Below are 10,603 nucleotides of genomic sequence, written 5' to 3' on the forward strand. Positions count from 1 at the left end.
ATCCGGATGCGAAGCAACAGCGCCTGCTGCTCTCGGTCCCCCGCCGCAAACGCGCCTGGTTCTCAGGGCTTTGGGCCCACGCCGCCGCTCCGCCCGTGATTCCAGGGCTCGCCACCGGCTAATGGACAATTTGGGTTGAAATGTCAACAGAACCTAGGAGCTTTCACGAAAAGGTGCCGCTAAACGCGGCGATTCTTTTGGAGCGGGGAGCCGCCCCGCACGCGGGTTCCTTTGTTTGGCCAAAGAAAAGGAACCAAAAGAAAGGCCACCCGGAGAGCGCCCTGATCCTGCGCGTCACCGCTTGGGACGGGGGTCGACCAAAGGCACCTCCGTGTGCCTCGGTCGCCGCGCGGCTTCTTGGCGATGCTATCCTGCATCGCCAAGAAGCCGGGGTTCGCCGTCCGTGGCGAACCCGCTCGGCGGGACGCGTGTTCACCGGACACGCGTCTTATCCGCCTCGCCCTGCCGCGCCACAATGGGCGATTCCGGTCCCAAGCGGTGATGCTCGGGGGCGTTCTAACGGGACTAAGACGCGTAGCGCCCCCTATCGCGGGCGCTACGCCAAATCAGAAACCGCTCTAAGTCACTCGGACTATTAATAGGCCAAGTGGCACCCCCGTTCTTATCACGATTTTTCCTCATGTCCTCCGAATTGCCAGCGCAAGGCGGACAGGAATTTGTCGGCAAACTCGCTGTGTCCGCGGGAAGCGAACCGCTGAAACAGCGCGGCGCTCAACATGGGGGCGGGCACACCTTTCTCGATGGCGGCGAGTGCCGTCCACCGCCCTTCGCCGGAATCGGACACACGCCCGGAGAACTTGTCGAGCTCCGGCGACAGTAGCAAAGCCGACGCGGCCAAATCGAGCATCCAGGACCGAATCACGCTACCCCTTCGCCACAACTCGGCTATCTCGGGCAGGTCGAAATCGAAGCGGTAATACTTGGGATCGCGCAACGGCGTGGTTTCGGCATCGTGGGCTTGGCTTTCAAGACCGATGCCGGCGTTTTTCAAGATGTTGAAGCCTTCGGCATAAGCAGCCATGAGGCCGTATTCGATGCCGTTGTGAACCATTTTGACGAAGTGGCCGGCTCCGCTGGGACCGCAATGCAAATATCCCTGTTCAGCGCTGGTCATTCCGGTGTTTTCCCGTTGTGGAGTACGCGGAGCCGATTCGTGAGGCGGTGCTAAAGTCCGAAAAATGGGGTCCAGCTTTCGAACGGGTTCCTTGTCGCCTCCGACCATCAGGCAGTAACCCCGCTCTAGGCCCCATACGCCGCCGCTGACACCCACATCTAAAAAACCGATGCCACGTTCTTTCAACCGCCGCGCTCGATTCATGCTGTCGCGGTAATAAGAATTGCCACCGTCGACGAGGATGTCTCCGCGTTGGAGAAAGGGAGAAAGTTTGTCAATGAGCTCGTCTACGAAGCCCGCCGGAATCATGAACCACACGACGCGCGGTTCGGATAGTTTGTCCGCCAGATCCCGCAGGCTTTCAGCGGCGATGGCACCCTCGGCGGCCAACATTTCCACGGGGCTCCGCGAGTTGTCCCAAACCACGCAGGAATGGCCTCCTTGCTTCAGCCGGCGAACCATATTGGCGCCCATTCGTCCCAGTCCGATCATCCCGATTTGCATGGGCTGCCTCCTTTCCATTTGAAAGATATCGGCAATCGTATACGCTACGCGATCCTCCCACACCCGGAAGGATTAACGCATGGTTTTCAACTCATATCGCAAAACCGCACTTCAATGTTGACACTTCGGACACCAATAAGTTGAGCGTTGCCCGAGCCGTTGCGTTCGGACGAGCTCGCCGCATTGGCGGCATGGAACGCCGGTCCGGCCGTAAACTTGAAGAGTTTGCTGAAAATACCCCGGACTTCCGTTTTCGTTGACGAAATCGCGGAGCGTTGTCCCGCCTTGCTCAATGGCTTCGAAAAGCACGGAGTGTACCGACACCACCAGTTTTTCGTAGCGGAGGAGGGCTATGCGGCCGGCTCTCCGGCGCGGATCGATGCCGGCTCGGAACAAGGCTTCGTTGGCATAGATATTACCGACGCCCACTACGATGCGGCTGTCCATGAGGAAGGCTTTGACCGCCATGCTTCGGCCTTTGGCCTTGCCATGAAGATAGGGCGCATCAAAGTGCGCGCTCAAGGGCTCCGGTCCGAGTTCGGCCAAGAGCGGATGGAGTAATGGATCGTCTTCCGTCCAGATGACGCAGCCGAAACGGCGCGGATCGTGGAAGCGGAGGCAGGTTCCGTTGACCAGGACGAGGTCGAGATGGTCGTGCTTTCTGGGCGGGCTTTTCGGGTCGAGAATGCGGAGGCTTCCGGACATGCCCAAATGGACGATCAGAGTTCCGCGAGTTGCACCGATCAGGATGTATTTACCCCGACGCTCGACCGAACGGATGGTTTGGCGATCGAGTTTCCCGGGCAGATCGGCCGGGATCGGCCAGCGCAACCGGGGCTGGCGGACAATCATCGCCTGGACCGTTTGCCCGAGAAGATGAGGCAGAATGCCGCGCCGTGTGGTTTCGACCTCCGGCAGTTCGGGCATCGATTGTTACCGGTTACCGTCGCGTGTAAGAAGGCATTAGTCGGCCGCCTCGTCACCTGTTTGTTCCGGTTCTTCCGGCTCTTCCGGTGCTACAGGTTCTTCGACACCCGGTTCTTCGACGTCCGACGGCGACTCTGCGTCCGTATCGTCGTCATCGGCTTGCGGTGGTTCGGGTTCCTCGGGCTTGAGTTCCGGCTTTTGCAGACTGAGCAGCTGTTTTGCGGAATTCCCGGTTACTTCGTACTGAAGGCTCAAGTCCGGCCGGATAAGCAGAAGATCCGGTTCCCGCTGCACGATGACGAACTCAACCGGGCTGCCTTCGGCAAGCGTGATTCTAATCACATCGCCTTGAGCGGGTTGCTCGACCCGCTTTACGTCGATAGCCCGCGCCGTATTCCAGGCATTGAGGAGGTCCGAAATGCTTTGATTGGGTTCGGCCGGCGGCTCCAGCGTCCATTTGCCATCCTGACCCAATGTGGCCTTCAGACCGGGCAGAAAAATTTCTTTGATTTTTGCGTCCTCGGGCAAGAGCTTCTTATCCACGTAATCGGTAGCCGACGCGGTGAGATGGTGGGAGAAATCGTCGCTGACGAGGTGCAAGGTATCTCCGATCTGCACGTAACGTCGCATGTTGATGGGATCGGAACCGCCGAAACTCATCGCCGTGGTATCTAAAATCAACGTAGCCTTCGGCTTGTCGAGCTCGAACTTGGCAAGATCCTCGGGTTTTACCGGATACTGCGCCTCGCTGTTGGCCTTGGTGATGTCGATCAACTGCCGGACCCGAATGTCGTTGGCCGGAGCGCTGAACGGCGCGGTCAAGCGCCAATGGCCGTTTTGTTTCTCGAACGTGATGGTGTCCTTGTTTTGCAAGGTGATCGCGGTAAGCGCATTTTCATCGACGGATGCCAGAGGCGTTGTCTCGGGTTTTTTCTTGCCGGGCTCGAAAAATGCGACAGCGGCAAGGGCAGCTATGACTATCAAAAGCACTATGTTCAGGATCAATTTCGATTTCATCAGCGTCTCCGGCGTTTAAACCAGATGGCAGCACCCGTGCCGATCAGTCCAACGGGCAGGGCAATCAAAAATCCGATGGCGATCGCGCCGGAAGCGACGGGCGACAGCTCGAGCTTGCGGTCCGGGGACGTTTTGGCCGGAATATTGATGAAAGCCTCGTTTTGGCTCAGCCAATGGATAATGTTGAGTCCGAGCTCCAGATTGCCCCCGTTGCCGAGAAAGGCATTGGACAGGAAATCGCCGTCGCCGATGACGACAACACGCTGTTCGGAAGACTTCTTGTCCGCGTCCTTGGCCGGCTCGGCTTTCTGTTCGACGTCGGATTTCATCGCTCGTTCGGTTTTTGATTGGCCGTTCGGGTTCGTTTCGGACTTGCTTTCCCGCGCTGCCGGTTTATCCGCCGCCGGCTTGACTTGGCGTGTCAGCGTGTAACCGATTTGGAGCGGGCCTTGGCGCTCGCCTTTGTCCGCATCGAATCGGATTTTGCCTTCGATCGCTTCGTTCTCGGTCCAGGAGCGGGCCAGAGTGCTCAGCAGGGGTTCCCGTTCGAAACTCCCCTCGGCTTCCTTGTCCAGCGCCGCCGTCGCCGGGAACAAGGTCATCGTCTGGAAATTGGAGGTGATCGGATGCGGCGGATATTCCGCGACCAGGGCGAACGTGGGATCGTCGATACCGAAAAGCTGGGTGGACGCATCCACCACGGTACCTGGCAGGAACTTGATTCCAAGTTGCTGCGCCAAGGGGGCCAGCCCGTGCAGTTCGCCGGGATCACCCAGCCACAACAGGTTTCCGCCCTTGTTCACGTAGTTTTGGATAAGCGTGATTTCGCCGGGAAGAAAATTGGCGCGCGGTCCCGCCAATACCAACACATTGGTGTTGTCCGGTATATCCGGCGTTACCGCCAGATTGACCATCGACACGCTGACGCCCTTACGCTCCAACTCGTCGCCGAACTGTCCCAGGTCGTGGTTGGCCTGACCTTGGGGCGAACGTTCCCCATGGCCTTCGAGAAAGACGACATGCCGTTCCTCGGCTACGGCCAAACGCTGCAAGGCGTTGGTCAGAGTATTTTCTTCGGCATTTTGGACTTTTTCGGTGCGGCCTTGGTAGTCCACCATCATCTCGCCGTCCATGGTGATCCCCATTTCCCGGATTTTGTCGGGCTGCGTATCGGGATTGATGAAATTGAGCGTCAGGTCCTTCTTATGGCGGCTGTAACGCCCGATCTGGTCGCGTATTTGATTGCGCAGCTGGGCGTTTTCACGCGCATACGCCGTAACCGTCACCGGGCCGTCCATGAGGTCCAACACCTTGCGGCTCGCCTCGGAAAGCGTGTGGCGCCCTCCCGCGGTCCAATCGAATTGTGTCGTGTACCGCGTGCTCAGCCAGGCCACGAGACCGACGACGGCGAGGAACAGCAGGGTAAAGAGAAGGTTTTGCAGGCGTAGTTCGAGATGCGTCTTGCGGTTGATCTTCATTTTTGCAGGCGGTCGTTATCCAGACGATGAACGCTCAGAACAAGAAACGTGAGCGTAAAGAGCAGGAAATAAACCAGGTCGGTCGTCGACACCAGACCTTTCAGCAAGCTCTCGTAATGGCGCAGGAGCGACAGGTATTCAAGCACGCCGCCCGCTTCGCCCGCGGAGTTGCCGGTCCAGTCGATGATCCACAGCAGCAGCAATGCCCCGAAGGTGCTGACGGCCGCGACTGTGGGCTGACTGGCCAGCGCCGAGATATACAGCCCCACCGCGGCGAACCCGGCCAGCAGCATCACGAGAGCGACAACGCATGCCGCCAGCTTGCCGAAATCCAGCCCGCCGCCCGCCAACAGCGACAGCGGCATCAGGACGATCATCGCGACCATGATGAGCAGAAACCCGAACACGCCGAGATATTTCCCGAGAATGATCTCGGTCATCGATACCGGAGCCGTGAACAGCAGGCTCAGCGTACGGTTGCGGCGTTCCTCGCTGATCAGCCGCATCGTTAAGAGCGGCGTCACGAGGAGGAGAATCACGCCGGCGTTGCCGAACAGCGGGACGGCGACGAGGTCGGTAACCCCGGGCGCATCCTCCATGCCGGCGATACGGGCTTGCAGCATCACGTAATAGTCGAGCTGCGCGAGAAACATATAGCCCAGAATGATCTGGATAACGCCCAGAATCGACCAGGCCAAGGGCGAAAGAAACAGCGTGCGGAGCTCTCGCCCCGCGATGACGAAGGCCATCATGCGGCTTGCTCCTCCATAACGGGAGTGTGTTGGGTGATGTCGATGAAGATTTCTTCCATGGTGCGCCGTTCGGGGGTGAGTTCGAGAAGCCCCCAACCCTGCGATACCGCTGTTTCGGAAATCCGTTCGGCCGGGTTCTTGTCCTTGTCGTGGAATAACCGATAACGCCGTTCGCCGAGATCGTCGATCTTTTGAACACCGTCGATAGCGTAGAGCCTCATGAGATCCGCCGCCTGGCGGGTCTCCAGCACCACGCTGGAGGCACGCATCTGCTGTTCCAGTCCTTCGATGCTATCGTGGAGCACCAGCTTGCCCTTGTGGATGATTTGCACGCGGGTGCAGGATTCCTGGACCTCGGGGAGGATGTGCGTCGAGAGAATGATGCCGTGCTCCTTGCCGAGCTCACGGATCAGCTCGCGGATTTCCCGGATCTGGATGGGGTCCAGTCCCACGGTCGGTTCGTCCAGGATGATGACCGACGGAGTGTGCAGGATGGCCTGGGCGATACCGACCCGTTGCTGATATCCCTTCGAAAGATTCCCGATCAGCCGCTCGCTCACGTCAACCAGACCGCAACGCTCCTTGGCGTTATCGACTGCGGTTTGGAGTTTTTCGCGGGGAATCTGATGCAGCTTCCCACAGTAGGCGAGGTATTCGTCGACGGTCAGCTCCCGATAAACCGGCGGTATCTCGGGTAGATAACCCAGCTCCCGTTTAGCCTCCTTGGGGTTGTCGAGTATGTCGATCCCGTTGATGCGGATCTGTCCCGAGGTCGGCGCGAGATTGCCGCAGATCATCTGCATGGTGGACGACTTGCCGGCGCCGTTGGGGCCGAGAAATCCCAGGATTTCACCCTTTTCCAGGGCAAAAGTAACGTTGTTGACGGCGCAGTGATCGCCGTAATAGCGATAAAGTTGTTCGACTTGGATTAGTTGAGTCATAGCGCGCGTAAGATACAAAATTTTTTTCGAAAAGCAATATACGAGCCACCTTACACATCTTCAGGTGCCGCGCACCGCGAAACCCGGCGCAACCCAGTAACGGTAACACAGAGCACCAGTCGTCGTCCTGATCGCATTGGAAAGAGCCGCGATCCGAACAGGTCCGCCGGTGCTTGAATCCTAGTGAACAGGTAGGCGTAAGCGTTAATTTCATAATGAATCGCTTGCCTGGAAAGCTGTTTCCAACCAAATCTGGATCAGGCTGTCAGGGCTGAAAAAAGTTGACCTCTCCCGGCAATTACTTTAAGAAGATGCGGGGGTCGTTACGCCGGGCCAGAAAGTTTTGTCAATTATCGGAATAGAGATTGTGAGTTTCTCATCGTTGCACGCGAGTTAGTTATTTCCGTCCTGTAAGGAATGGGACTTTTGGCGCCCTGTTTTCGCCCTCTCTAAGAAGCTGTCTTCAGACTACTGCGCGCCGCCATGCCGGCGTTGCTCAAGGGCTCAAAATCCTCATGTACTCCTCTGTACACTCCGGTTTTTCGCCCTTTCGCGCCTTGTCCTGACATCGCTCGTGACGTTTGAATACAGCTTCTAAACAAAAACAACGCCGTTTTTGCGGCCGAAAACGTGAGGAGGAGTATTTTTATGCGAATTGGGGTTCCCAAAGAAATACACGCAGGAGAAAAGCGTGTTGCAACCGTGCCGGAGGTGGCCGAAAAACTCATCAAGCTGGGTTTCTCGGTGACAGTGGAAACCGGAGCCGGCGAAAGCGCCAATTTTTCCGACGACACCTATCGTGAAGTCGGCTGTGAAATCGCCGAAGACGCCAAATCCCTGTGGGCTGATTCGGATATCGTGCTCAAAGTCAGGGGTCCCCAAGTCCATCCGGAACTGGCCGTCGACGAAGTCGAGTACTTGCGCGAAGGCGGCAATCTCATCAGCTTCATCTGGCCGGCTCAAAATTCGGAGCTTATGGAGCGGCTGGCGGCCAAGAAATCCACCGTCCTGGCCATGGACAGCGTGCCTCGCATTTCTCGCGCGCAAAAGCTGGACGCCTTGAGCTCCATGGCCAACATCGCCGGCTACCGTGCGGTGATCGAAGCGGCCCAACATTTCGGCCGGTTCTTCACGGGGCAGGTGACGGCCGCGGGCAAGGTGCCGCCGGCGAAAGTCTTCGTCATCGGCTGCGGCGTGGCCGGATTGGCCGCCCTCGGCACGGCGAACGGTCTCGGCGCCATCGTCCGGGCCACCGACACCCGTCCCGAGGTCAAGGATCAGGTCAAATCCATGGGCGCGGAGTTCGTGGAGGTCAATTACCAGGAAGAGGGCACCGGCGTCGGCGGTTACGCCAAGGTCATGAGCGAGGGCTATCAAAAGGCCCAGAAGGAAATGACCGCCCGCCAGTGCATGGAGGTGGACATCGTCATCACCACCGCGCTGATTCCCGGCAAGCCCGCGCCCAAGCTGATCACCGCCGGCATGGTGGAATCCATGAAGCCCGGCAGCGTCATCGTGGACCTCGCGGCCGAGCAGGGCGGCAACTGCGAACTGACGGTTTCCGGCGAAGTCGTCGTTCGCCACGGGGTAACCATCATCGGCTACACCGATCTCCCCAGCCGGCTCTCCCGCCAATCCAGCACTCTCTACGCCACCAACCTGCTGCGGTTGCTCGAAGAACTCACTCCGGCCAAGGACGGCGTGATCGACGTCAACATGGAGGACGAGGTCATTCGCGGAACCACGGTGATCAAAGAGGGCAATATCACCTGGCCGCCGCCACCGCCGAAAATCTCCGCGGCTCCGGCGGGCGCCACCCCCGCGCCACCGGTAGAGATCAAGAAGGCGGAAAAGAAAGCCTTACTTCCCGCCTGGGCGCAGACGGGCATCATGCTAGGTGTGGTGGGTCTCCTGTTCTACGGCCTCGGTGCCGTGGCTCCGGCGGCGTTCATGTCGCACTTTACCGTGTTCGTGCTGGCCTGCTTCGTGGGCTATATGGTGATCTGGAATGTCACCGCGGCCCTGCATACTCCGCTAATGAGTGTCACCAACGCCATTTCCAGCATCATCGCCATCGGCGCTTTGATCCAGATCTCCTCGCCCGGTGTCTTGATCACCATCCTGGCGGGCTTGGCCATCGTGCTGACCTCGGTCAACATGGCCGGTGGTTTCTGGGTTACCCAGCGCATGCTGCGCATGTTCAGAAAATAAGCGGAGAAAATAACAATGTCAGAAGGATTAGTTACCGTTTCCTATATCGGCTCGACGATACTCTTCATCCTGAGCCTTGGGGGGCTCTCCACCCCTGAAACCGCCCGACGCGGCAATTTCTACGGCATCCTCGGCATGTCGATCGCCATCCTGGCGACACTGCTCGGGCCGAAGGTGACCAGCTACGTGCCGATCATCGTCGCCATGGCTGTAGGCGGCAGCGTGGGCGTCTATGCAGCGATCAAGGTCAAGATGACCGAAATGCCGGAACTCGTGGCTCTGATGCACAGCCTGGTGGGTCTAGCCGCGGTGCTGGTGGGCTATGCCAACTTCATCGATCCGACCGCGGCCCTCACCGGGGTCGAGAAGACCATCCACGAAGTCGAAATCTATCTCGGCATTCTGATCGGCGCCGTAACCTTCTCGGGCTCGGTGATCGCGTTCGGCAAGCTGAGCGGCAAGATTAACGGCAAGCCGCTCCTGCTGCCGGCCCGGCACTGGCTAAACCTGGGGCTACTGATCATCGCCATAGCCTTAGGCAAGTGGTTCCTGAGTACCGAATCCATTGGCGGCGGCATGCTGCCCTTGATCCTCATGACCGCCGTCGCGCTCGCTTTTGGCGTGCACATGGTCATGGCCATCGGCGGCGCCGACATGCCGGTGGTGGTTTCCATGCTCAACAGCTACTCGGGGTGGGCGGCTTCGGCCACCGGCTTCATGCTGTCCAACGACCTCCTGATTGTGACCGGCGCCCTGGTGGGCTCTTCCGGCGCAATTCTGTCCTACATCATGTGCCGTGCCATGAACCGCCATTTTCTCTCGGTCATCGCCGGCGGCTTCGGGACCGGCACGGGTGTGGCGCCGGCCGCTGGCGAGGGGCCGGTCGGAGAAGTTCAGCCCATCAGCTCGGAAGAGACGGCGGAACTTTTGCGCAACGCCAGCAACGTGATCATCGTGCCGGGCTACGGCATGGCGGTGGCTCAAGCCCAGCACACGGTGTTCGAAATCACCAAGCTCCTGCGTGAAAAGAACGTCAACGTGCGTTTCGCCATCCATCCGGTGGCGGGCCGCATGCCGGGCCATATGAACGTGCTCCTGGCCGAAGCCCGAGTGCCCTACGACATCGTGATGGAAATGGACGAAATCAACGAGAACTTCCCGGAAACCGACGTCGCCATGGTCATCGGCGCCAACGACATCGTGAACCCGGGAGCGCAGGAAGATCCCAACAGCCCCATCGCCGGCATGCCGGTCTTGGAAGTCTGGAAGGCGAAAACCTCCATCGTCATGAAGCGCTCGATGGCGTCGGGTTATGCGGGCGTCGACAACCCGCTGTTCTACAAGGAGAACAACCGGATGCTGTTCGGAGATGCCAAGAAGATGCTGGATGAGGTGCTGAAGCACTTGCAAGGCTAGGAAATAATGGTTTGCGTAGGGCCGAATAGCAAAGCGTATCGCCGGATGGGTTTTCCATGCGGCGCATGACTCTAAAGCTAATGCGCCCTTGTATCTTGTTTTCCGTGATGGTTAGCTCCCATCACCTGAGGCGGAGGAAGCTTGTGTGCACCCTTAAGGATCAACCTTGTCGCGTAGATCAAGCCCTCCACCTCCCTTCTCACGCCAGCCCAGACACTGAAC

At 58.8% G+C, this 10,603-nt stretch carries 8 protein-coding genes; 2 read left to right on the top strand and 6 right to left on the bottom strand.

All coding sequences use genetic code 11. The features are described from left to right. Positions 1–625: 625 nt before the first annotated feature. The 6 genes from gnd to VEB01_RS10630 all read right to left on the bottom strand — a co-directional run bounded on the left by gnd (position 626) and on the right by VEB01_RS10630 (position 6,754). Positions 626–1,639 (bottom strand): phosphogluconate dehydrogenase (NAD(+)-dependent, decarboxylating), encoded by a 1,014-nt coding sequence (gene gnd / locus VEB01_RS10605; RefSeq protein ID WP_324875251.1) that lies wholly within the window; start codon positions 1,637–1,639, stop codon positions 626–628. Positions 1,640–1,750: 111 nt separating this feature from the next. Further along, the gene (gene mutM / locus VEB01_RS10610) at positions 1,751–2,566 is read right to left on the bottom strand and encodes a bifunctional DNA-formamidopyrimidine glycosylase/DNA-(apurinic or apyrimidinic site) lyase (RefSeq protein WP_324875253.1); all 816 of its coding nucleotides are present in this window, start codon (positions 2,564–2,566) and stop codon (positions 1,751–1,753) included. A gap of 36 nt (positions 2,567–2,602) precedes the next feature. Continuing rightward, positions 2,603–3,583, bottom strand: coding sequence for a DUF4340 domain-containing protein (locus VEB01_RS10615; RefSeq protein ID WP_324875255.1), 981 nt, complete (start codon positions 3,581–3,583; stop codon positions 2,603–2,605). Next, complete coding sequence (locus VEB01_RS10620) at positions 3,583–5,061, bottom strand: GldG family protein (protein ID WP_324875257.1); 1,479 nt, start codon at positions 5,059–5,061, stop codon at positions 3,583–3,585. Before VEB01_RS10620 ends, VEB01_RS10615 begins: the two co-directional genes overlap by 1 nt. After that, positions 5,058–5,813, bottom strand: a complete 756-nt coding sequence (locus VEB01_RS10625) for an ABC transporter permease (protein WP_324875259.1) — start codon at positions 5,811–5,813, stop codon at positions 5,058–5,060. Before VEB01_RS10625 ends, VEB01_RS10620 begins: the two co-directional genes overlap by 4 nt. Beyond that, positions 5,810–6,754, bottom strand: coding sequence for an ABC transporter ATP-binding protein (locus tag VEB01_RS10630; protein ID WP_324875261.1), 945 nt, complete (start codon positions 6,752–6,754; stop codon positions 5,810–5,812). The genes VEB01_RS10625 and VEB01_RS10630 overlap by 4 nt, the downstream gene beginning before the upstream one ends. A gap of 648 nt (positions 6,755–7,402) precedes the next feature. Between VEB01_RS10630 and VEB01_RS10635 the strand changes: the two genes are divergently transcribed. Then, positions 7,403–8,965, top strand: a complete 1,563-nt coding sequence (locus VEB01_RS10635) for a Re/Si-specific NAD(P)(+) transhydrogenase subunit alpha (RefSeq protein ID WP_324875263.1) — start codon at positions 7,403–7,405, stop codon at positions 8,963–8,965. Between the two features lie 15 nt (positions 8,966–8,980). Further along, positions 8,981–10,381 carry a Re/Si-specific NAD(P)(+) transhydrogenase subunit beta gene (gene pntB, locus VEB01_RS10640; RefSeq protein ID WP_324875264.1) on the top strand — a complete coding sequence of 467 codons (1,401 nt, stop codon included), beginning with the start codon at positions 8,981–8,983 and terminating at the stop codon, positions 10,379–10,381. Positions 10,382–10,603 lie beyond the last annotated feature (222 nt).

This window comes from Methylocaldum sp. (assembly GCF_035627495.1).
GTDB lineage: Bacteria > Pseudomonadota > Gammaproteobacteria > Methylococcales > Methylococcaceae > Methylocaldum.

What these genes read in the sequence shown, in the direction of transcription:
- gnd (WP_324875251.1), bottom strand. Translation starts at nt 1,639, where the DNA reads ATGCAAATCGGGATGATCGGACTGGGACGAATGGGCGCCAATATGGTT.
- mutM (WP_324875253.1), bottom strand. Translation starts at nt 2,566, where the DNA reads ATGCCCGAACTGCCGGAGGTCGAAACCACACGGCGCGGCATTCTGCCT.
- VEB01_RS10615 (WP_324875255.1), bottom strand. Translation starts at nt 3,583, where the DNA reads ATGAAATCGAAATTGATCCTGAACATAGTGCTTTTGATAGTCATAGCT.
- VEB01_RS10620 (WP_324875257.1), bottom strand. Translation starts at nt 5,061, where the DNA reads ATGAAGATCAACCGCAAGACGCATCTCGAACTACGCCTGCAAAACCTT.
- VEB01_RS10625 (WP_324875259.1), bottom strand. Translation starts at nt 5,813, where the DNA reads ATGATGGCCTTCGTCATCGCGGGGCGAGAGCTCCGCACGCTGTTTCTT.
- VEB01_RS10630 (WP_324875261.1), bottom strand. Translation starts at nt 6,754, where the DNA reads ATGACTCAACTAATCCAAGTCGAACAACTTTATCGCTATTACGGCGAT.
- VEB01_RS10635 (WP_324875263.1), top strand. Translation starts at nt 7,403, where the DNA reads ATGCGAATTGGGGTTCCCAAAGAAATACACGCAGGAGAAAAGCGTGTT.
- pntB (WP_324875264.1), top strand. Translation starts at nt 8,981, where the DNA reads ATGTCAGAAGGATTAGTTACCGTTTCCTATATCGGCTCGACGATACTC.